General features: G+C 47.6%; 23 protein-coding genes. 19 read left to right on the top strand and 4 right to left on the bottom strand.

All coding sequences use genetic code 11. The features are described from left to right. Positions 1-14: 14 nt before the first annotated feature. Entirely contained in the window at positions 15-101 is an 87-nt protein-coding gene (locus HPY31_RS29170; RefSeq protein ID WP_017246824.1) for a YjcZ family sporulation protein, read from the bottom strand. Positions 102-457: 356 nt separating this feature from the next. Between HPY31_RS29170 and pepF the strand changes: the two genes are divergently transcribed. Further along, positions 458-2,368 (top strand): oligoendopeptidase F, encoded by a 1,911-nt coding sequence (gene pepF / locus HPY31_RS07620; protein ID WP_016739384.1) that lies wholly within the window; start codon positions 458-460, stop codon positions 2,366-2,368. Between the two features lie 64 nt (positions 2,369-2,432). Here the strand turns inward: pepF and HPY31_RS07615 are convergent, their stop codons facing one another. Further along, entirely contained in the window at positions 2,433-3,056 is a 624-nt protein-coding gene (locus HPY31_RS07615) for an NAD(P)-dependent oxidoreductase (protein ID WP_172139804.1), read from the bottom strand. Between the two features lie 214 nt (positions 3,057-3,270). On the opposite strand from HPY31_RS07615, the gene ychF reads away from it, so the two are divergent. From ychF to HPY31_RS07565, 10 genes are all read left to right on the top strand, one after another. Continuing rightward, complete coding sequence (gene ychF, locus HPY31_RS07610) at positions 3,271-4,371, top strand: redox-regulated ATPase YchF (protein WP_015894083.1); 1,101 nt, start codon at positions 3,271-3,273, stop codon at positions 4,369-4,371. A 143-nt stretch (positions 4,372-4,514) separates the two neighbouring features. Beyond that, the gene (rpsF, locus tag HPY31_RS07605; RefSeq protein ID WP_007720183.1) at positions 4,515-4,802 is read left to right on the top strand and encodes a 30S ribosomal protein S6; all 288 of its coding nucleotides are present in this window, start codon (positions 4,515-4,517) and stop codon (positions 4,800-4,802) included. A gap of 29 nt (positions 4,803-4,831) precedes the next feature. Then, a complete protein-coding gene (locus HPY31_RS07600; RefSeq protein WP_016739386.1) occupies positions 4,832-5,311 on the top strand; it encodes a single-stranded DNA-binding protein in 480 nt (159 codons plus the stop codon). 40 nt (positions 5,312-5,351) lie between these two features. Continuing rightward, positions 5,352-5,582, top strand: coding sequence for a 30S ribosomal protein S18 (rpsR, locus tag HPY31_RS07595; protein ID WP_016739387.1), 231 nt, complete (start codon positions 5,352-5,354; stop codon positions 5,580-5,582). Between the two features lie 92 nt (positions 5,583-5,674). After that, complete coding sequence (locus HPY31_RS07590; RefSeq protein WP_172139802.1) at positions 5,675-6,583, top strand: DUF2232 domain-containing protein; 909 nt, start codon at positions 5,675-5,677, stop codon at positions 6,581-6,583. A gap of 4 nt (positions 6,584-6,587) precedes the next feature. Next, on the top strand, positions 6,588-8,525 hold the full coding sequence (locus tag HPY31_RS07585) for a DHH family phosphoesterase (protein ID WP_016739389.1): 1,938 nt from the start codon (positions 6,588-6,590) through the stop codon (positions 8,523-8,525). 26 nt (positions 8,526-8,551) lie between these two features. After that, positions 8,552-8,995: a 50S ribosomal protein L9 gene (gene rplI, locus HPY31_RS07580; RefSeq protein WP_015894079.1), complete on the top strand. Its 444-nt coding sequence runs from the start codon at positions 8,552-8,554 to the stop codon at positions 8,993-8,995. Between the two features lie 24 nt (positions 8,996-9,019). Continuing rightward, entirely contained in the window at positions 9,020-10,369 is a 1,350-nt protein-coding gene (gene dnaB, locus HPY31_RS07575; RefSeq protein ID WP_015894078.1) for a replicative DNA helicase, read from the top strand. A 181-nt stretch (positions 10,370-10,550) separates the two neighbouring features. Continuing rightward, on the top strand, positions 10,551-11,837 hold the full coding sequence (locus tag HPY31_RS07570; RefSeq protein WP_172139800.1) for an adenylosuccinate synthase: 1,287 nt from the start codon (positions 10,551-10,553) through the stop codon (positions 11,835-11,837). A 132-nt stretch (positions 11,838-11,969) separates the two neighbouring features. Continuing rightward, on the top strand, positions 11,970-12,185 hold the full coding sequence (locus HPY31_RS07565; protein WP_007720197.1) for a hypothetical protein: 216 nt from the start codon (positions 11,970-11,972) through the stop codon (positions 12,183-12,185). A gap of 68 nt (positions 12,186-12,253) precedes the next feature. On the opposite strand, the gene HPY31_RS07560 is transcribed toward HPY31_RS07565, so the two are convergent. Beyond that, positions 12,254-12,709, bottom strand: a complete 456-nt coding sequence (locus tag HPY31_RS07560; protein WP_015894075.1) for a hypothetical protein — start codon at positions 12,707-12,709, stop codon at positions 12,254-12,256. Between the two features lie 173 nt (positions 12,710-12,882). Here HPY31_RS07560 and HPY31_RS07555 point away from each other — a divergent pair, with 173 nt between their 5' ends. The 6 genes from HPY31_RS07555 (at position 12,883) to HPY31_RS07530 (ending at position 20,224) form a co-directional block, all read left to right on the top strand. Continuing rightward, positions 12,883-14,379, top strand: a complete 1,497-nt coding sequence (locus HPY31_RS07555) for a LysM peptidoglycan-binding domain-containing M23 family metallopeptidase (RefSeq protein ID WP_016739393.1) — start codon at positions 12,883-12,885, stop codon at positions 14,377-14,379. Positions 14,380-14,722: 343 nt separating this feature from the next. Beyond that, positions 14,723-15,433 (top strand): response regulator YycF, encoded by a 711-nt coding sequence (yycF, locus tag HPY31_RS07550; protein WP_007720203.1) that lies wholly within the window; start codon positions 14,723-14,725, stop codon positions 15,431-15,433. Further along, positions 15,430-17,253 carry a cell wall metabolism sensor histidine kinase WalK gene (gene walK, locus HPY31_RS07545; protein ID WP_172139798.1) on the top strand — a complete coding sequence of 608 codons (1,824 nt, stop codon included), beginning with the start codon at positions 15,430-15,432 and terminating at the stop codon, positions 17,251-17,253. Before yycF ends, walK begins: the two co-directional genes overlap by 4 nt. Next, complete coding sequence (locus HPY31_RS07540) at positions 17,250-18,632, top strand: YycH family regulatory protein (RefSeq protein WP_172139796.1); 1,383 nt, start codon at positions 17,250-17,252, stop codon at positions 18,630-18,632. Before walK ends, HPY31_RS07540 begins: the two co-directional genes overlap by 4 nt. Then, on the top strand, positions 18,619-19,392 hold the full coding sequence (locus HPY31_RS07535; RefSeq protein ID WP_015894071.1) for a two-component system regulatory protein YycI: 774 nt from the start codon (positions 18,619-18,621) through the stop codon (positions 19,390-19,392). Before HPY31_RS07540 ends, HPY31_RS07535 begins: the two co-directional genes overlap by 14 nt. 43 nt (positions 19,393-19,435) lie before the next feature. Continuing rightward, positions 19,436-20,224, top strand: coding sequence for an MBL fold metallo-hydrolase (locus tag HPY31_RS07530; RefSeq protein ID WP_015894070.1), 789 nt, complete (start codon positions 19,436-19,438; stop codon positions 20,222-20,224). On the opposite strand, the gene HPY31_RS07525 is transcribed toward HPY31_RS07530, so the two are convergent. Further along, positions 20,219-20,455, bottom strand: coding sequence for a hypothetical protein (locus tag HPY31_RS07525; RefSeq protein ID WP_172139794.1), 237 nt, complete (start codon positions 20,453-20,455; stop codon positions 20,219-20,221). The genes HPY31_RS07530 and HPY31_RS07525 overlap by 6 nt on opposite strands. Positions 20,456-20,720: 265 nt before the next feature. Here HPY31_RS07525 and HPY31_RS07520 point away from each other — a divergent pair, with 265 nt between their 5' ends. Both HPY31_RS07520 and HPY31_RS07515 read left to right on the top strand, forming a co-directional pair. Beyond that, complete coding sequence (locus tag HPY31_RS07520; RefSeq protein WP_172139792.1) at positions 20,721-21,959, top strand: S1C family serine protease; 1,239 nt, start codon at positions 20,721-20,723, stop codon at positions 21,957-21,959. Positions 21,960-22,506: 547 nt separating this feature from the next. After that, positions 22,507-22,773, top strand: a complete 267-nt coding sequence (locus HPY31_RS07515; protein WP_253901711.1) for a CxxH/CxxC protein — start codon at positions 22,507-22,509, stop codon at positions 22,771-22,773. Positions 22,774-22,777: the final 4 nt, after the last annotated feature.

The following is a 22,777-nucleotide window of genomic DNA, read 5'->3' as shown; positions in this document are numbered from 1 at the left end:
GGCAGCGGAGTAGGTTAGTCGCAGTCGCAACCTACGATAACGAGAAGGATGAACAGAACCAAGATCAGCGCGAAATCGTCGAAGCCGTTAAAGATACCCACTTGCTAACACCTCCTACCGTAGTTTCAATACTCATGCTATGTAAGAACCCACAACGGGGTATAGGCGGATGCCCCGGTTCCAAGAAAATAAGTTATGCACAGCATATCCACAGAAAATGTGGACAACTTTTTGCGAAGAAAAGGAGTGTCTGCAAACGATGTGGGAGACAAGAAGTTGTTAGTAAATACTTATCCACAGACTTATCCACAAAAGGGGATTTTCTCTGGATAAATCGACGGTTATTATTGAATATTTTAAAAATTTTTATTAGTAAGAAGGAATTTGGCAGGTGAAAATATAATTACACACTTATAATTTTGGCAAAAATAGATAGAAGAAAAGGGGCGATTGAGATTTGAAGAAGCAAGTATTTGCATCAGTTACGGCTTTGGCCATTGCATTGTCGACAGTATCCGTACCATTTATTCCTTACAGCACGCAGGCGGTAGCTCTTGCTGCTGAAAAGCCTTCTTATCAAACTCGCGCTGAGATCCCAGATGCGTACAAGTGGAAGCTGGATGATATTTATCCAACTGTTAAGGAATGGGAAAAGGATGTTGCAAAGGTTGAGTCTTTGGCAAACGCTTTCACTAAACACAAAGGCAAGCTGGGTACATCGTCTGGTGCGATGCAGGCAGCATTCGATGACTATGTTGAGTTGATGCGCTTAAATGACAAAGCATACGTGTACGCAAACATGTCTCTCGATGTAAACTCCGCGAATCCTGATCTGCAAAAGCTGGGAGACCGCGCTGAGAAAATGTCCACGCTTGTCACAGAAAAAACTTCATGGGTACAGCCTGAAATCGTAGCGATTCCTGATGGCAAAATAAAGAGCTTGCTGTCTAAAAAGGAGCTTGAGCCTTACAAACTGTTTATCGAGGACATGCTAAGAACGAAGCCGTACTCACTCTCTGCGGATATGGAGCAGCTCTTGGCGAAATCGTCTCCTTTGGGAGGTGCACCGACCAACATTTACAGCATGCTGTCCAAGGACGTGAGGTTCCCTAAAATCAAAGATGAGACAGGCAAGGAAGTTCAGTTAACTCGTGCCAATTTCATTTCCTATATGGAAAGCAAAGATCAAAATGTGCGCAGAGAAGCGTTCAAGGCCTATTATGGGGCTCTGATCGATTTCCAAGACTCGTTTGCATCAACATTGGCTGCCAAAGTAAAGGGTGATAATTTCTACGCAACGGTACGGAATTACAATTCTGCGCTGGAAGCAAGCCTAACACCGAACAACGTACCGACGAAGGTGTATGATGAGCTGATTGACACGGTGAATGATAATCTGCCATTGCTGCATCGCTACATTTCTTTGAAAAAGAAAATGCTTGGCGTGAAGGAATTGCACATGTACGACATTTACGTGCCGATCGTTCCATCTGATGACAAATATATTTCCTTCGACGAAGGAAAGAAAATCGTCGTTAATGGTTTGGGAGTAATGGGTGATGACTATGTGAAGGCAATGTCTGATGGCCTGGATGGCGGATGGGTAGATGTCTATTCGACCGATGACAAGCGCACGGGTGCCTACCAATGGGGTGCTTATGATACACATCCATATGTACTGTTGAACCACCAAGGTACGCTCGATGATGTGTACACTATCGCCCATGAGATGGGACACGCCATGCAGTCGTATTATACGAACAAAAATCAACCTTATATTTCGTCCAACTACCCAACCTTCACGGCAGAAGTGGCTTCTACCATGAATGAAACTCTGCTGTTCAAGAGCATGTACGCGAAGGCGAAGACGAAAGAAGAGAAGATGTATCTCTTGAATCACTATCTGGAAAACTTCCGTTCCACGCTGTTCCGTCAGACGCAGTTCGCGGAGTTTGAGAGAGCGATTCACGAGAAAGAGCAAGCGGGAGAATCTCTGAATGCAGAAGCGATCAAGAAGATTTACCTCGACATCAACAAGAAGTACTACGGAAAAGACATGGTTTCCGATGAGGAAATCGGTATGGAATGGGCACGTGTGAGCCATTTCTACAACTACAAATACTACGTCTATCAATACTCGACCAGCTTTGCCGCTGCACAAGCATTAGCGAAGCAAATCATGGATGAAGGTCAGCCAGCTGTGGATCGAGTTCGTAAAAACTTCCTCGAAGCGGGTAACTCTGCTCCGCCTATCGAGGTGCTGAAAGCAGCAGGTGTGGACATGTCCACGTCCCAGCCAATCGAGCAAGCAATGGAAATCTTTGAAGAGACATTGAATGAGCTGGAAAAGCTGGTAAACGAGAAGTAAAGAAGCAATAGAAGCAAAACAGGCCCCCTTCCATTACGGAGAGGAGCCTGTTTTTTTGTATGTATCAATAGGCAATGCCTACTCGCGCCCGAATGTATTCGGAACGAGAAAGCTGCTGATACGTAAACTCCGCCGTATCGGGCACGGAAATTTGCATCCCATCTAGAGGCAACTGGTGAGCCTCGACCCGGTAAGTGCCTGTATACTCGCCATCAGGCAAATAGGTCGGGCAAACAATGGTCCAATCGAGCTCGGACTGTTCCAAGAGCGAGTATGCCTTGTGATGTTCCTCGGCAGCACGCGTCAGTTTTTGTCTGGACTCACTGGATTGATAGCGGAGCAGGTCAGGAGAAACTCTGCTTTGCAAGATGCCGGCGGTGCCCACCGTAATAATGCGTGAAACACCTTCTCGTTTCATTGCTTCAATTATATAAGGGGTTCCCTCGGATAACGTCGTTGCCTTGTCTGTCCCGAGCGCGCTAATGACCGCGTCAACTCCACGCATGGCTGATGCAACATCCTTTTGATCGAGGACGTTTCCGGTCAGAACACGAAGATTTTCAGCAGCCAGAAGAAGAAGCTTGTCTGCCGAGCGAACGAGAACGGTTATTTCATGCCCATCTTTTAATGCATAGTCGAGGATATGGCTTCCTACGCGACCAGTGGCACCAAGGAGTAAGAGCTTCAATTTTTAGTCACCTCGTTACCTTTCCTTTTACCGTAGCAAACAGATTCTGTTTGTCTAGTCTATCATTTCTTTTTTTGTCCCACCACATAGAGCTATGATTAAGAGACAGGAGGAGACAAGTAAAAAAAGCTTCCACAAGGAGACAATTGTAATCTGAAAACCAAATCTATATACTTAAAAGGATATCAGGACGATGATAAGGGAGTGTATATAGATGGGTGCATCATGCGGGATTGTAGGTCTTCCTAACGTAGGAAAATCGACATTGTTTAATGCCATTACACAAGCGGGCGCTGAATCGGCTAACTACCCGTTCTGTACGATTGACCCGAACGTAGGGATCGTGGAGGTGCCAGACGAGCGTCTGGAAAAGCTGACACAAATCGTTGTACCGAACAAGGTAGTTCCAACTGCGTTTGAATTCGTAGACATTGCAGGCTTGGTAAAAGGCGCGAGCAGAGGTGAAGGACTTGGCAACCAGTTCCTGGGTCACATCCGTGAAGTGGACGCGATTGCCCATGTTGTTCGTTGCTTTGAAGATGAGAACATCACGCACGTAGCAGGTCGTGTCGATCCTTTGAGCGATATCGAGACAATCAACCTGGAGCTGATTTTTGCTGACCTGGACTCTGTTGATCGTCGTATTGACCGCATTGCACGCAAAGTGAAATCGGGCGACAAGGAATCCAAGCAAGAGCTGGACGTGCTGGAAAAATTGAAAGCAGCATTTGAAGAGGGTCAATCTGCTCGCAGCGTTGAACTCGATGACGAAGAGCGCAAATGGATTCGCGATTTGCATCTGCTGACAATCAAGCCAATGCTGTACGTGTGCAACGTAGCGGAAGACGGCATTAACGATGCAGACAACAACCCGCATGTGCAGACAGTTCGCCAGCATGCAGCGAGTGAAGGTGCAGAAGTGGTTGTCATCAGCGCGAAAGTAGAGGCGGAAATCGCTGAACTCGAGGGCGAAGACAAAGAGATGTTCTTGGAAGAGCTCGGTCTTACTGAGTCCGGTCTCGATCGCTTGATTCGTGCTGCTTACAAACTGTTGGGATTAGTAACTTATTTCACTGCAGGTGTACAAGAAGTTCGCGCATGGACCATCCGTCAGGGTACAAAGGCTCCGGGAGCGGCAGGCGTGATTCATACCGATTTCGAGCGCGGATTCATTCGTGCGGAAGTGATTGCTTATGATCATCTGGTAGATGCTGGTTCCGTGGCAGTGGCGAGAGAACGCGGGAAGTACCGTCTTGAAGGGAAAGAGTACGTAGTGGCAGATGGAGATGTTATGCATTTCCGTTTCAATGTTTAGTACGAAATTCTTGATTCGAACTAGGCGGTTTGCTATAATACGATAATGCGAGTATTTATGGAGTGCATGTTTTGTGCGTTTCGTTTTAGCACTCGCTCCTTGCCCGAACAGGGCCGCTAAAGTCCATAAGGAGGTGAAAAGGTATGCGCCAATACGAAGTAATGTATGTATTGCGTCCAGACCTTGAAGAAGAGAAAGTAAAATCCAATGTAGCTCGTTACAGCGATGTTGTAACTAACTATGGTGGCGAAATCTCTAAGCTTCAAGAAATGGGTAAACGTCGTCTTGCGTACGAGATCAACAAGTTCCGTGAAGGTTACTACGTTTTGATGAACTTCAAAGCGAACTCCGATGCTGTTGCGGAAGCTGAGCGTCTGATGAAAATCAATGACGACGTAATCCGCTTTATGTTTGTTCGTGATGAGAAGTAATCATTGTCGCGATCAGAGGGGGAACCAAGATGAATAAAGTCATTCTCATCGGCAACCTGACGAAAGATCCTGAACTTCGCTACACGCCAAATGGCGTTGCCGTTGCTACTTTTACTGTGGCCGTTAATCGTCCCCGCACCAATCAAGCGGGAGAGAGAGAAACGGACTTCATTAACATTGTCGCTTGGCAAAAACTTGCCGACCTGTGCGCAAGCTATTTGCGTAAAGGTAGACAAGCAGCCATCGAAGGACGTATGCAAACACGCTCCTATGATAATAAAGAAGGTAAAAAGGTATACGTGACGGAAGTCGTTGCGGAGAACGTTCAATTTTTGGGCGGTCGAGGCAATGAATCTGGCGGAGACAATTCGGGATACGATCCAGGACCAGGCATGGGTGGCGGTAACAAACCATCCGGTCAACGAAATAATGACTATGATCCGTTTGGTGATCCTTTCGCGAGTGCAGGCAAGCCGATCAACATTTCAGATGATGACTTGCCGTTCTAGTATCGTATAACTTTCACATTCCTAAGAGGGAGGGACTATCATGGCACGCAAAGGACGTCCTAATAAGCGTCGTAAAGTATGCTTCTTTAAAGTGAACAAAATCAAGCACATCGACTATAAAGATGTTGACTTGCTGAAAAAGTTCATCAGCGAGCGCGGCAAAATCTTGCCACGTCGTGTAACTGGTACTTCTGCGAAGTATCAACGTGCACTGACAATCGCAATCAAGCGATCCCGTCAAGTAGCACTGTTGCCTTACACTGCTGAATAAGTTGCAAAAGCTATAAAAAGGGGGGCACAATTGCGTGGCCCTCTTTTTTCCATAGTTTTCTGTACATGAGACATGAATAATGAGGTGCTGACATGCCGTCCAAAACGAAACACTTGGCTGAAAATGCCCTTATGCTGGGTATCGCACTGGTGCTGCTGTTTCTCGGTACATATACCATACTGGGATTGTTCCTCAGCTTCTTGATGCCTCTGCCGTTTATTCTTTTGGCTGTAAATCGAACAGTACCTAACATGGTGTGGGTTACGTTGGCCTTCACGTTTCTAGGATGGATCATTACCGGTCCCATCGAAGCCACACTCGCTTTTTACAGTGCTGCTTGGGGTTCAGTAATGGGGATCGTTTACGCGAAGAAGAAGGCAGCTTTACCAGCCATTGTGGCAGGTGCTGGTGTCTCTTTTCTAGGTGTGATTACCTATCTTGGATTCTTGACATTCGGAATGAATGTAGATTTGAATGCGGTCTTGCAAGAGACTTCTAAATTACGTCCTGCAATGATGTCAAAAGAACAGTTTGATCAGATGATTGCACTGGGCAAAATGATAATGCCTGCGAGTCTCGTGATGCTCAGCTTCTTATCTAGCGCCATTAATCATGGATTGGCGCGTCTGTTTGGTAGGCGTCTACACAGACCGATTCCAGCATTGAAGCCAATTCGGGAATGGAACTTCCCGCGATCATTGCTTTATTACTACTTCATTGCGATGATCAGTCTTTTGTTGTTTGCCGAAAGCATGCAGGGAACGTTCTGGGAAATCGCCTTGATGAACCTAAAAGTCATGCTGGATGCGATTTTTGTTTTGCAGGGCTTGAGTTTTTGTCTGTTTGCTGCCTATTTATACGGCTGGAAGAGACTGACTCCTGTACTGGTTGTCTGTCTATTTATTTTTCCACCCCTAAGTACTATACTTAGTCTAGTAGGGATATTTGACCTAGGAATTCGTTTGCGTGAAAAACTGGAAACAAGAGTGAAGAGGGGCTGAGGAAATGCCCAAGTTCCTGTTAAAGCGTTGGTACGGGATGCACATGGTCCTGGCACTCAGCTTTAGCTTGCTGTTGTTGGGGATTTTGACCTTGTTCCATTGGATGTACGGGGCGATCGGCATGGTTTGCTTGATTGGCTTGGTTCTTTACGCTCTTCAAGCAGAAAAGGGGTTTCAACGAGACTTGCGCCTGTACTTGGCGACGGTCACCCATCGCGTGAAGAAGGCGGGAGAAGGCGTTATCCAGGAACTGCCGATCGGAATTCTTTTATACAACGAGGAAAAGGCAATTGAGTGGGTAAACCCGTATATGACGCATATGTCCGGGGATGAATCCATAATCGGGAAAAGCCTTCAAGAGGTATTCCCCCAACTGGTTTGGAAGCCGGAGCAAAAACGGCTGGAGTTTACTTATAACGAGCGGGTATACGAAGTCATTGTGCGGTCCGATGAGCGCCTTTTGTATTTCAAGGATATTACGGACTTCAAAGAATTGACGACTCGTTACCATCGAGAAAAGGCTGCACTTGCCATCATTCACCTCGACAACTTGGACGAGGTAGGACAAGTCATGGATGATCAGAGCCGTACGCTGCTCTCTACAAGCGTGGCTGGTGTGATTACAGAGTGGGCCAACAAACATGGCATATATCTTCGCCGAATCACGGCCGACAAGTTTTTGGCTCTGATGGAACGGGAAGCACTTGATAAATTGGAAGAATCGCGATTTGACATTCTCGATGTAGTACGGGAAATGACGGCTGACAACAAGATTCCGATTACGCTCAGTATCGGGGTTGGAGCGGCAGCTACCACTTACATTGAGTTGGGACAAATGGCGCAATCAAGCTTGGATATCGCATTAGGGCGCGGTGGCGACCAGTGCGCTGTCAAGATTGGCAACAAGCTCACTTTTTACGGTGGGAAATCGAATGCGGTGGAAAAGCGGACACGTGTCCGGGCTCGTGTTATTGCACATGCTTTGCGTGATCTCATTCATGAGGCGGAGCACGTCATCGTCATGGGGCATAAACAGCCTGACATGGATTCCATCGGGGCATCACTCGGTGTATTGAAGGCTGTGCAGCTGCACAACAAAACGGCTTATATTGTCATGGATGAAGGCAATCATTCTGTCGAGCGTCTGATGAAAGAGATTTATGCCAATGAAGAGTTGGCTGAGACCTTTATCACGCCAGAACAGGCAATCCGACTCATCTCCGGTCGCACATTGCTGGTAGTCGTCGATACGCATCGACCATCGCTGGTGATTGAGCCGAAGCTGTTGACGGAAACGAGCCGAATTGTGGTGATCGACCACCATCGACGTTCAGAGGAGTTCATTGAGCCAGTACTCTTGTATCTGGAACCGTATGCTTCTTCGACGGCCGAGCTTGTTACGGAGCTCTTGCAATATCAGAGCGAGCGATTGAATATCGACAATCTAATTGCAACGGCACTGTTAGCAGGGATTGTGGTGGATACCAAAAGCTTTGCCTTCCGCACAGGTTCACGGACCTTCGAAGCGGCGTCTTTCCTTCGCCGTAACGGGGCTGATACCGCGGCTGTCCAGCGCCTGTTGAAGGAAGATCTGGGACAGTATGTAAAGCGGGCAAAAATTATCATGAATACGGAAACGTACCGTGACAACATGGCGATTGCCATAGGCGATCCGTCTGAGGATTACACGCAGGTACAGGTGGCGCAAGCTGCTGAGCAGCTACTCACTTTGTCAGGTATCCAGGCGTCGTTTGTTGTTGCAGAGCGATCCGACGATACGATCTTGATCAGTGGACGTTCTCTGGGCGACATCAATGTTCAGTCGATCATGGAACTGCTGGGTGGAGGCGGTCACCTCACTGGTGCTGCGACACAAATTCAAGGCATATCAATTAAAGAAGCAACACGTCGTTTGAAAGAAGCGATTGACTCGGTCGTATAGGCCAAAATATAAAGGGGGAAACGATGATGAAAGTCATTTTTCTTCAAGATGTAAAAGGCCAAGGGAAAAAAGGCGAAGTTAAGGATTTGTCAGAGGGCTATGTACGCAACTTCTTGTTGCCAAAGAAGCTGGTAAAAGAAGCGACAGATAGCAACGTGAAAACGCTCGACGCTCAAAAGCGCAGCGAAGATAAGCGCAAGGAGCAGGAAAAGCTGGATGCTCAGGAGCTGGGTAAAAAGCTGGAAGAGCTGACAGTGAAAGTAACAGGAAAAGCAGGCGAAGGTGGTCGCTTGTTCGGTGCAATTTCCAGTAAACAAGTAGCGCAAGCGCTGGAAGATCAGTATAAAATCAAAGTAGACAAGCGTAAGCTCGAAATGGATGCAATCCGTGCTTTGGGTGTGACGCAAATCAAAGTAAAACTGCACAACGAAGTAACGGTGACTCTGAAAGTACACGTTGTGGAAGAATAATGTCTCAATTGTGGGGGGTGTGACGTGAGCGACCTGTTTTTGGATCGTGTGCCGCCACAGAACAAGGAAGCGGAACAATCGGTACTGGGTGCCGTGTTCTTGTCTAAGGAAGCTTTAATCACGGCCATTGAGATTCTCCGTCCGGAGGATTTTTACAAGACAGCGCATCAGCGCATCTTTCAAACGATGGTGGACCTGTATGAAAAAGGCGAACCTGTCGATCTGGTTACGGTTACAGCGGATCTACAGGATCACAAGCTGCTGGATGAAGTCGGCGGGGTCACGTATCTCACGGAAATCGCCAGTTCGGTTCCAACGGCTGCCAACATCGAATACTACGCAAAAATTGTAGAAGAAAAATCACTGCTTCGTCGATTGATTCATACAGCTACCAAGATTGCCAATGACGGCTACTCCCGTGAGGATGATGTCACGCAGATCATCGCGGATGCGGAGAAGTACATCATGGAGATCGGTCAAAATCGCAACAGTGGCGGTTTTACACCGATTCGTGATGCCCTTCTGGAAACGTATGAGCGGATTGAGTTTTTGAGTCAGCGACGCGGTGATATTACGGGGATTTCTACGGGATATACAGATTTAGACAAGATGACAGCAGGATTGCAACGCAGTGACCTGATTATCTTGGCGGCCCGTCCTTCCGTAGGGAAGACGGCTTTTGCCTTGAATCTCGCGCAAAACGTAGCAGCCCGTGCAGGTGAGACCGTAGCCATCTTCTCCTTGGAGATGGGTGCTTCTCAGCTGGTTCAGCGTATGATTTGTGCGGAGGGCAATCTGGATGCGTCCCGGATGCGTTCCGGTACACTGGAGGAAGACGATTGGCAAAAGCTGACGATGGCAATCGGTACGCTGGCGAAAGCGCCGATTTACATCGATGATTCACCTGGGGTTACTGTACAGGACATCCGGGCAAAATGCCGTCGCCTTCAGACAGAGAGGGGCTTGGGCCTGATCCTGATCGATTACCTTCAGCTGATTCATGGACGAGGCAAAGGAGATAACCGTCAGCAGGAAGTATCTGAGATCTCTCGTACGCTTAAAGGGATCGCGCGTGAGCTGAACGTGCCGGTTATCGCCCTGTCGCAGTTGAGCCGTGGTGTAGAGCAACGGCAGGACAAGCGACCGATGATGTCCGATATCCGTGAGTCGGGGTCGATTGAGCAGGACGCCGATATCGTTGCCTTCTTGTACCGTGATGACTACTATGACAAGGAATCAGAAAACAAGAATGTCATCGAAGTCATTATCGCCAAACAGCGTAACGGCCCGACCGGAACGGTAGAGTTGGCGTTTCTGAAGGAATTCAACAAATTCGTTAACTTGGATCATCGCTTTCGAAATCAAGCAGGTTAATAGTTGGAATGGAAGAAAAGCCGGAGAAATTCCGGCTTTTTTTTCTATATTGAATTGCCGAACATATTAAGAATTAACTATATGAATGTTCGTATTTAGCGTTGACATAGGGAGTCTCGTTTAGTAAACTTAGATTGTTTCAGGCCCGAAAAGACATGATAATATCAGGAGGTGTTTTTCGATGTCAACAGTCGTTGTCGTCGGAACCCAGTGGGGCGATGAAGGTAAAGGTAAAATTACAGACTATCTAGCTGAAAGTGCAGAGGTAGTGGCTCGTTATCAAGGCGGTAACAACGCAGGCCATACCATTATTTTTGATGGTAACAAGTATAAGCTGCATTTGATTCCATCCGGAATTTTTTATAGTGACAAGACCTGCGTAATCGGAAACGGTATGGTAATCGATCCGAAGGCATTGGTAAAAGAGCTGGAGTACATTCACAGCTTCGGTTTTTCTACAAGCAATTTGAAAATCAGTGATCGCGCGCATGTGATCCTGCCATACCACATCAAGCTGGATGGCGTAGAGGAAGATAGCCGCGGTGCTAACAAAATTGGTACGACCCGTAAAGGTATCGGACCTGCTTACATGGATAAAGCTGCGCGTATCGGTATTCGTATCGCTGATTTGTTGGATCGCGATGAGTTTGCTCGCAAGCTCGAGCGCAACCTGGCAGAGAAAAACATGCTGCTGGAGAAGCTGTACAACACAACTGGCTTTGAGCTTCAAGAAATTCTGGATGAATACTTGGCTCTGGCAGAAATCATTCGTCCTTACGTAACCGATACATCTGTTGTCCTCAATGATTCTATTGATAGCGGCAACCGCGTATTGTTTGAAGGTGCACAAGGCGTATTGCTCGATATTGACCAAGGTACGTATCCTTACGTAACGTCCTCCAACCCAATTGCGGGTGGCGTGACTATCGGTTCTGGTGTAGGACCGACCAAGATTCACCAAGTAATCGGGGTGGCAAAAGCTTACACAACACGTGTAGGTGATGGTCCGTTCCTGACTGAGCTGAATGATGCAACCGGCGATCATATTCGTGAGGTCGGTTTCGAATATGGTACAACAACAGGTCGTCCACGCCGCGTAGGCTGGTTTGACAGTGTTGTCGTTCGTCATGCTCGTCGTGTCAGCGGTATCACCGGTTTGGCGATCACCAAGCTGGATACATTGTCTGGCATTGAGACATTGCGTATTTGCACAGCGTACAAATACAATGGAGAAATCATCGAGTCGTTCCCTGCGAACCTCAATCTGCTGGCGAAATGCGAGCCAGTTTATGAGGAGCTGCCAGGTTGGACAGAGGATATCACAGGCGTTCGCAATCTGAACGACTTGCCTGAAAACGCTCGTCACTACATTGAGCGCATCACGCAACTGACTGGTATTCCAATGTCGATCTTCTCCGTAGGACCAGATCGTGAACAAACAGTCATTGTCCGTGGCATTTACGGATAAGCTATCGGCTATATAATAGAAGAGAAAGCTGTCGAGTATTCGGCAGCTTTCTTTTTTTTGCAAGGGACAGACACGAAACAGCACCCTCTGGGCATATGGTTAGACATAGGGAGAAATGGAGAGGTGATCATGATGATGGGTTTTGGATTTGACCAAAAAGCCATGAAGCTGCTGGGCAAAAATGTACAGGTAAAGATGATCAATGGCGTCGTCATCAAGGGAACCATGACTCATTTCAATAATGGCTACTTATGCTTTATCACCACATACAAGCAACCAAATGACGCCGAGAAAACGAAAATACGCAGACTTGCGTTAAAAGACGTTACCTCGATGCAAGAGGTGTGAGTCACAGATGTTCATAACGAAATAAGCCATCTTTCCTAGTCAGTTAAGGGAAGATGGCTATATTTATTTTAGATCATGCCTCCATATGATCGGATGATCTCAGTCGCAAGATCACCTTGTTCCTCTGGTACGACTGCCGTTAACAAGACACTGCGATTCAAATTGTCATCGCCTCGATCAGCCATACCGCTGGCGTCAGGATCTACTGCGGCCATGACACTTGCATCCCTGCCGCTTGGGAAGTCAGCTGCCAGTGTAAGGTTGCCCAAGCTGGGAAAATCTCCGGATATGGGATTCAGGATCTGTTCATTTCCGTCACCAGGGAATTGTCCGATTCTGTCGATCTGAATGGTGGAAAAACCAGCTTGTCGAAGTGCTTTTTCTGCCTTTTGGGCATCATCTTCGGTGTGAAATCCTGCAAGAATGTTACGTTCCTTCACGTATATCAGCCTCCAGATATGATAAATACTACCAATTGTTTGTACATATAGTGACTCTATGTCTATTTTTTTATTCGACAGCAATTTACACTTGATGTTGTCGTTAATCTTATGGTAAAGTCGACATAGTTGGTTTCTTTAGGCAATTTGGCAGATAAATGGAAACTAAATTTTGGGATTTACGACCTAGTCGATAAATTAAAAATTTTCAGGAAATGGAACGAGCAAGTTGTATCTGTTTTCAGGAGGGACAAGTTATGCATTGGTCGGAATGGAAGGCCAAGCTGCAGGAACGGTCATCACGAATCGTTCGGGATTGCAGTGATCTGGCGAAACGTACAATGAAACGTACAAGCTCTTACATCCAGTCACATAAAAAACAGTCGCTTTCAATTGCGGCAGGTCTAGTTTTGACGATTGCTGCTGGAGCATCTGCACAATACTATTACACAAGCAATGTCAATTCTGTCTACCATGTCAGTGTAAACGGCAAAGAGATTGGCGTGGTAAATGATCCAAATGTGATACATAACTGGACAGTAGCAAAGCTGGAAGAGGAAAAGGCAAAAACAGGTCTCAACTTGCAATTGGCTGACTATATCACATTCGAAGAAGAGCGTGAGTTCAAGGCACCGTTCAATAACGATGCTGCTGTACAAGCTCTGGCATCCGTAGCGGATATCAAGGTTCAGGGCGTTAAGCTGACGATTGACGGGAAAGTGGTAGGTTACATGCCTGATCAGCAATCGGCTGATCAAGTACTGGCTGAAGTGAAGCAAAAATACTCCGGAGTTCCTGCAACGACAGGGAATAAGGCTGTTGTAGCAGCAGCATCCACAGTTCCAGTCAAACCAAATCCGGTAAAAGAAGTCGCATTTAAAGAAAACGTAGAGATGCAAACCGAAACAGTTGATGCATCTCAAATTTTGTCTGCCGAAAAACTCGAGGAGTTGCTGGTAAAAGGCACCTTCAAGGACATGAAGCACACGGTCGTAGAAGGCGATTGCATCGGTTGCATCGCGAAGAAATACGGCATTACCTCAAAAGATATTTACGCGAACAACCCAGGCGTTACGGAAAATACCGTCCTTAAATTAGGACAAGAAATCAATGTAACCGCAGTGCGTCCACTGGTTACTGTACAAGTCAAAGAAGAAGTAGATCAGCAAGAGGTTATTGCTTTTAATACTCAAATTAAAAACAATGACAAGGTTCCTAAAGGCGAAACGAAGGTCGTACAAGAAGGTAAAAACGGCAGTAAAACAGTTAAGTACGAAGTTGTGAAAGAAAATGGACAAGTCGTTAATCGCAAAGTCATCAAACAAGATGTAACTGTGCAGCCTGTAACCCAAATTATGGAGCGCGGTACAAAAGTTATCCCATCGCGCGGTACAGGTCGTTTGAGCTGGCCTGCTAGTGGTTATATCAGCAGCGGCTTCGGACAACGCTGGGGAAGCATGCATAAAGGGATTGATATTGCCGGTGCTGGTTCTGTCATGGCGGCAGACAATGGACGTGTCACATTCGCTGGTTGGAATGGTGACTATGGAAAGTCGGTTATCATCGACCACGGCAATGGAATGAAGACATTGTACGGTCACATGAGTGTTATTAGTGTGAAGGCCGGCGATGTTGTTAGCCAAGGAAAGAAAATCGGCGTAAAGGGTTCTACTGGGCAATCGACCGGCGTCCACCTGCATTTTGAGGTTCTACAGAATGGACGAAATCAAAACCCGATTCGTTACTTAAAATAGACTAGTAATTTATGGATAAGAAAGGGCAACTCTTAGGAGGGGCCCTTTTTTTGCTGGCAGGGATTGAATGCCAAGCCCTTCTTTACGTGGCATACATGGTGTATTGTAGAGGAATAGTGACGGTCAAAGTGGAATCCTTGATAGGAAGTTTAAAAAGTCGTCTTTTGATCACGAAGTAACACTGAAAGCATATTCGACATCGAAACTGTCGTTCACCTTCGAAGTCCGGTGCTCATGTAGGTCCCCTACACTCCGCTCCTCTTTCTTCAGGTTCTCGCCATTTTCTCGGTGCTGAAAAGCCGACTTTTTGAACGAACTATTTTTAGAAAAAGGAGGGCGCAGGATGGCAAAACTCCTCGTAGTTGACGATGAAAAACCGATTGCAGATATTTTGAAATTCACGTTTGAAAAAGAAGGATATCAGGTCGTATGCGCCTACGATGGTGATGAGGCACTTGTCGTGGTCAAGGATGAGCGACCAGATCTGATTTTATTAGATGTTATGCTTCCGGGCAGAGACGGAATGGACGTATGCCGAACCGTTCGCCAAACGTATGATGTTCCGATCATTATGCTGACTGCCAAAGACTCTGAATTGGATAAAGTACTCGGGCTGGAATTGGGCGCGGACGATTACGTGACGAAGCCATTTAGTACGCGTGAGCTGGTAGCCCGTGTAAAGGCTCATTTGCGCCGTAACCGCTCGAAAGTGGAAGAGAAGGATAGCCAGCATGTACTGCGCGTGCATGAGCTAGAAATCGATTTGAACTCGTATACCGTCGAAAAGGTGGGAGAAGCATTAGAGCTGACACACCGTGAGTTTGAGCTGCTAGTGTATCTCGCTCGCCATCAAGGGCAAGTATTGACGCGAGAGCATCTCCTGCAGTCGGTCTGGGGATTTGACTATTTTGGCGATGTGCGGACGGTAGATGTGACCATCCGTCGTTTGCGTGAAAAAATCGAGGATGATCCAAGCCAGCCGAAGTACATTATCACGCGGCGTGGTTTGGGCTATACATTACGTAATCCCGGCATGGGAGGCCAGCCTGGATGAGGCGGCTGTTCAAAACCGTTCAGTGGAAAATGGTTATCATTTACATGCTGTTGATTTTGCTTGCGATGCAATTTATTAGCGCGTATTTTGCCCGGGAAGTCGAGAGCTACTACATCAACAACTTTTCCGAGGCCTTGAATGGACAAGCCAGTTTGTTAGCGAGTTTGCTGGAAAGCGATTTGCGCCCGCATGACGGGAAGGAATCCAACACCGAACAAAACCGCCAGTACATCGACAACCTGATCAACAACCTGGTAAAAATCAATGGAGCCAATGTACAGGTCATCGATCAGACAAGAACGGTGGTTGCGACGACAGAGGACAAAAGTACAATTGGACAGCGAACCTCGCAGCCTGAGGTGACGGTTGCCTTGCTCGGGACGCGCAGTGAATCGATGCGGATCGACCCGAAGACAGGGGCGCGGGTGAAAGTATTGGCATTACCGGTTAAGGGCGATCAGATTGTATACGGTGCGGTCTACATGGTCGCTTCGATGGAAGGCACTTATGCGACGATTGGGAAAATGAACGGCATCTTGGGGACAGGTACGATGATCGCGATGGCCATTACGGCGGTGCTTGGGGTCGTATTGGCCCGCACCATCACCAAGCCTGTGAAGGAGATGACCCGTCAGGCACGATTGGTGGCAGATGGGGATTTTAACAGTAGTGTACGAATCTATAGCGATGATGAAATTGGCCAACTCGGTATGGCCTTTAATCATATGACCTTGCGTTTACAGGAAGCCATCTTGCAGCAAGAGGAAGAGCGTGAGAAGCTCGCAGGAATTTTGAGCAACATGACGGACGGTGTTATTGCCGCTAACCGAAATGGACAGATCATCCTGTTTAATCGGGCCGCAGAAGATATGTTGCAGGTGACGATGGCTGACGTCCTTCTCAAGAGACGCACCTTGTACGATCTGTTGGGTCTGCCGCCAGAAGATGAGATGTCGCTCTATGCGCAGGAAGAACCGCTTATCATTGAGATGACGCTGCCGAATAAGGAAGAAGTCATCCTGCGTGTGACGTTTACGCCCTTGCAGCACGATAGCAAAAAAATGGGTGGGATCATTGCTGTTGTAGCCGATGTGACGGATCAGCAGCGCCTGGAGCAGCAGCGTCGTGAATTTGTAGCGAATGTATCGCATGAGCTGCGGACACCACTGACGACCATTAAAAGCTACGTGGAAGCGCTGCTGGATGGTGCAGTGGAAGAGCCGGAGCTGTCCCAACGGTTCTTGAAGGTTACATCGTCCGAGACAGAGCGCATGATTCGCTTGGTAAACGATTTGTTGCAGCTATCGCGTTTTGATTCGCAAGGGGTCCGTCTGCATTGCAAGGAAGCGGACCTCAATCGATTGCTTCACTATGCTGCTGATCGTTTTTCCATGTTCAGTGAGCAACAGGAGGTTCAGCTCAGTCTGGATATGCCGAGCAAGCTTCCGCTGGTTTACATTGATCCGGATGCGATCAATCAAGTATTGGATAATCTTTTGTCCAATGCGATTAAGTATACGCCTCAAGGAGGCACTGTGGTTCTCATGGCAAAAGAGAATCACAAGCAAAGGCGGGTTCAAATCTCTATCACCGACACAGGAATTGGTATTCCGAGCCGCGATCTGAAGCGAATCTTTGAGCGCTTCTACCGCGTAGACAAGGCGCGTTCGCGCGGTCAGGGTGGAACAGGTCTGGGATTGGCGATTGCCCGCGAATTAGTACAGGCACACGGTGCAGATATCGAGATTACGAGTGAATGGAACGTGGGAACGACAGTCACGTTCTGGGTGCCATTTGCCCAAGGAGGAAAAACGGGATGAAGCGGATGCTAGAGCCTGCCAAGACCGTCTTACTCAATCTGCTAGTGCTAGCCAGCTTTGTTTTGACAGCGATGTTGTGGTCGAATCAACCCAACCTTCAATTTATTGAACCGGCAGAGTACACGCAGTCTAAGCCCGTTCAGGAAAAGCAACTCGAACAGCTCGTTACGCCGGAATCCGTTGTTTTTCACTATGGGGAAGATCGCCATACGAAAGCATCCGCAACCGATGCTCCTTACAGTTTGATCGTGCGAGAAATGTCGAAATGGATCTTCCTCGATTTTTCTCCGCTCACCATCTCCAATGAGAAATGGGAAGATATTGCCCGGGAAAAGATGGGGTTGGAAGTGCGCTTTCGGAGCACGGTTCCCTTGTCAATTGTAGGTCGGCTGGTAACCTTTCGGGATGAGTTTGACAACCGAATGAAAGGGATTGACCGATTGTGGCTGTATTACGAGAAGGACGAGGATGTCGTCTACGCGTTGTTTTTGTCGACGGAGGAAGGTCGCATGATGCGTTCTCGAACATCGATCAGCCCTAAGGATTTGAGAGAATCGTATTTGGCTTCTGGTGATTTAATGCCTGAGCAAATCATGAAAATCGTCAAACCAGAGCGAAGCTTCGTAGATTTGGAAGGATCGGCGCTGATGTGGAGCACTTACTATTTGCCCAAGAATCAGATGCGCATGCAGCAATTCCGCTACAGCTACGTACCTGTTACGAATGATAGACTAATCGAGTCTTACTTTATCGATCAATCGCTCGTCAGACAGATCATGGAGCGGGACAAAACGGTTATTTTTACAGATGGCAGCAGATCGATTCAATTGAGGTCGGAACAGCAGGCGTTCACGTTTACTGATCCGGCGTATCAACAGCGTGATCAGCAGCTGTCTGATGAAGAAAAGGTGCAGAGTGCCGTTACCTTCATGAATAAACACTTGGGTTGGCTTGATGAGTATCATTTTGAACGAATCAAGAAGAGCTACAATGAAAAAGACTTGATCACATTCCGCCAGTACGTGGGGGCGTATCCCTTGATTAGCGAGGGGGAGGCCAAGCAAATCGATACGATCCAAATGACCTCAGAGGCAGGCCAGGTTGTGACGATGAGCCGATCGCTGCTGGATTTGGACAAGTATATCGACAATAAAGAGTGGACGATCATGTCCGGTCCGGAGCTGTATCAATATATTCGGGACAAAAAACTGGCGGACACAGAAAAAATCACGAACGCTTATTTGGCTTACCATACCAAAGTAGGCGAGGGAAACGTGGACTTGATGCCGATCTGGGTTGTGGAATTGGCGAATCAGGCGAGCCTGTATATTCCTGCGCACACCAAGCAGGGAGGAGGGAAGTCGCATGGATTGGAGTAGAACCAAGACGATTCTGATCTGGGCCTTTCTTCTCCTCGATTTGTTTCTCCTGTATCAGGTGTATGTGACGCGCATTAGCCTGTGGAATGATAAGGAAGTCGCACAGAGTGAGAAATGGAATACAGAGCTGTACTTGAATCAGCAAAATATCACATTGGATACAGAAGTGCCGCAGGATACACCGGCAATGTCCAATTTGGATGCAGAGTATGTCGGGATTAATCCGATTTCCTTGCATGAGATATCAGAGCTTCAGGCAACGGTAGAAAAAATGGCGTTGGCTGCCAAGCTGAACCCACCGATGCAGATTCGTGGTCAGTTGAATCCTCAGGAGCTCTTGCGTCAAATTGGGCCGAGGCTGATTTATTCCGATCAATACGTAGCCGATCCGTATCAATCGAATCAAGCGCGGCTTTTGTATTGGCAGGTCTATGATAAAATGCCAGTATTCGTTGCACCGTTAGAAATGTATTTGGACAACGGAGCGGTACTTGGCTACAGGCAGACCTTTTTCCACCTTCGGAAGCAGCAGGGGGAACGACAGGTGATCTCTGGTTATGCGGCCTTACGCTCTCTGGTGGACAAGCAAATTATTACACCAGGGGAACGGATTGAAAATGTGAGCTTGGGTTATTACGGTTCTTACGATGCAGATATTCAGACGCTGGTGCCTGTATGGCGTGTGGTTCACGATGGCAAATGGCATTTTGTCAACGCGATTACAGGGGCTCTGGAGCGTCCGATGGTCACGCAGCGCTGAATAGATAGACAACCTGGGATAGATACGGGAAGAGGGATGTTCGGTGAGATTTAGTGTGTTAGCAAGCGGAAGTACGGGCAACGCCATTTATGTGGCAACAGACCGTGTTTCCGTGTTGATCGATGTAGGGATTACTGGAAAGCAGGCAGAAGCGGCACTGGAGACCATTGGTGTCAATCCAGCAGAGCTCAGCGCCATTCTCGTCACCCATGAGCACGTCGACCATATTAAAGGAGTCGGCGTCATGGCGCGGCGATATGGATTGCCGATTTACGCCAATGAAAAGACATGGTCGGAGCTGGATGGGCAAATCGGGACGATCAAGGAAGATCAGCGACGCTTCTTTTCTGTGGGGGAAAAGAAAGAGTTGGAGGATTTGGGCATCGAGTCATTCGGAATCTCGCACGATGCCGCCGAGCCCATGGGCTTCTGTTTTTATGATGGCAAGAAAAAGCTCAGTGTCGCGACAGATCTGGGGTATGTCAGCGATCGGATCAAGGAGACGATTCGTGGAGCAGATGCATATGTGTTCGAGTCCAATCATGACGTTGAGCTGCTGCGCATGTCCCAGTATCCTTGGAGCATCAAGCGACGTATCTTGAGTGATGTCGGGCACTTGTCCAATGAAGCGGCGGGCGATGCTTTGCTCGATTGTCTAACAGGTGGAGCAGAGCGTGTATACCTCGCTCACTTGAGTAAGGAAAACAACATGATTGATCTGGCCCGACTGACGGTCAAAAACATCTTGGAGGAGCGGGGGTTGTCTGTTGGTAACGATGTGCATCTGCGCGATACGTACCCGGATCGACCTACCAAGCTGGAAGAGCTATAAGATTGGTTTGATCCCTGCTTGACGACTGGCGATGCGCTCTGTGAGCTCCGCATACGTATGGATATGGAAAGTTAATTGTGTATCGAGCTCATTCACTTTGGCAGTTAGCTCGTCATGTGTCAGCAGTCCTTTTGCTACAAGCAGCTCGATTAGGGCATGCAGGACAAGCGTATTGTGGTAGTCTACTTCCTGAAGATCAGCCAGTTTGGCGATGAGGTGGACTTCTTTCAAGTCTATCAATCCTTTCTAAAAGCTTCTAATCTATCATATCCGTGCTCTCGGAGAAATATTCCGGGAGCTTTTTTGTATTCCACAACCTTTCCATAATTCTCACGCCATTTTGCCGAAAGCGGGTCGTATACTAAGGGTGTCAAAAGGAACAGACATTAACGGAATCAATCATACAAACCAAATACGGAGCATGTCATTGTGTATACGAGCATGAAAAACCTGCAAAGCTAGTAAAGGTAGAAGATAGAAAGGAGAGGTATGAATCATGGGTTTCTATGATGATTTCACTCACGTGGAGCGAAAAAAACAACGCGGTTCTAACATTGGACGTATGGTCGTAACGTCAGTAACGTCCGCGGTAATTGGGGGGATGGTCGTCCTGCTCACGCTGCCGACTCTCTCCAATGCGGGATATATTAATATGGTTAAGCCTGGAACAGAAAATGCGATAAGCAGCAATGCCTCCGCTTCTGCTTCTAACCTGTTTGCCAAGCCAGTATCTGTAAGTGTGGGATCGGGTACAGTAGAGGCGGTGAAACAAGTAGAAAATGCGATTGTTGGTGTAATCAACATCGGTCAGCGCAGAAACAGTTGGATGCAGAACTCGATGGATGTAGAGCAGGGCCAAGGCTCTGGTGTCATCTTTCAGAAAAAAGGCGGGAAAGCCTACATCGTTACCAACTACCACGTAATCGATAAGGCGCAAAAGCTGGAAGTCGCCCTGCCAACAGGGGAAAAAGTATCGGCGAAGGTAGTCGGCGCAGATGGTTACGCCGATCTGGCTGTACTGGAAATCGACGCCTCTAAGGTTACGGACGTTGCTGAGTTTGGGGATTCCTCAACCTTACAGGTGGGCGAACCGGCTATTGCTATCGGGAACCCATTGGGTATGCAGTTCTCCCGGACCGTTACCCAAGGTATCATCAGTTCCAAAGAACGCTCCATGCCCATGGACTTTAACGAGGATGGCCAGGACGACTGGGAGCTGGACGTCATTCAAACAGACGCAGCGATCAACCCTGGTAACAGCGGTGGTGCCCTCGTAAACATCGAGGGTCAGGTCATCGGGATTAACACCTTGAAAATTTCCAAAGCAGGTGTCGAAGGGTTAGGTTTTGCCCTCCCGATCAATGATGTCAAAGTAATCGTGGACCAGCTGATGGAAAAAGGCACGCTGCAACGTTCTTACCTCGGTGTGCAGCCACTCGACTTGGCCAATGTGCCACGTTACGAATGGAAAGAAACCTTGAATCTGCCTGACAATGTGAATACTGGCGTCGTCGTACAAACAGAGGTAGGCAAATTCTCTCCTGCGGGTCAAGCGGGCTTGAGACAATTCGACGTCATCGTCAAGCTGGATGACAAGAACATTTCCAGCAGTGCACAGCTGCGGAAGTATTTGACGATGAACAAAAAGCCGGGCGATACGATGGACGTTACGTACTATCGTGACGGTCTCCAAAAGACTGCCAAAGTGAAGCTGACCGCTCCACCACAGCAGTAAAAAGCACTGACCAAGCCATTTTGCGGGCAGTATGTGAAGGAATCAAACGTTGACGGGCAATTCCGGGATGCATTTTGTCCCGTTTGCATATATGCAGTATCTAAGTTCCCCCCTCTATCTATTTTAAATAGATCCCTTCTTAAGAGCGCCGAGCTGATACGGCGCTCTCTTTTTTTGTTCGTTTTCGAGCTTTCGGTGGAGGAGAGAAAAAAGAAGAAAACGCTCAAGTTCTTGGGATACCTGCTGGGAGGCGGTTCTGCCCAGCTCCATGTAAAAAAAGAAACCCGCGTCCAAAGTCGCGCAGCTACGTAGTGTCTCAGAGGTGGACGCTAAAGGCAGGTTTCCCTTTTTCCATTGCGCTTCGGATGGTATCCCAAAGACTTTCGCCGTTTTCTTCTTTTTTCTCTCTACAGCTTTAAATGTTCGTCGGAAGTTAAAAAATATAAGCTATAAAATATAAAGGCGTATGATTGCAAACACATCGAGGTCTTTTTGGTGGATTCATTTGTTTTGTTGCGGTTCTGGGGTAGAATAGGAAGCGACAATTATGAACGGAAAAGAGGCATTTGATATGGACATGAAGATGAAAAGCTTGCAAATAGAAGGTAAAGAAGTTGAGCTGTTGGTGGAATATCCGGTGCGGTTTGCTTGCATGGAGCATTTGGAGCAGGAGTTGGATGATTACGTAAATGATTTTGAGGCGGCGCCGGATACGTATGCAGCACAGGCGATTGAGGGCGATGGAGTAGACAAGCGTTGCCGGGAATGTGGAAAGCCTGGGCAGATTGCGCTTTTGAAAGAGAAGGGAATGTAGGATC

Origin of the sequence: Brevibacillus sp. HB1.3 (assembly GCF_013186635.1) — a bacterium.
Classification (GTDB): Bacteria; Bacillota; Bacilli; order Brevibacillales; family Brevibacillaceae; genus Brevibacillus; species Brevibacillus brevis_D.
Note: the sequence above shows the minus strand (reverse complement) of the source record. Positions and strands in the feature narration are given on the sequence as shown.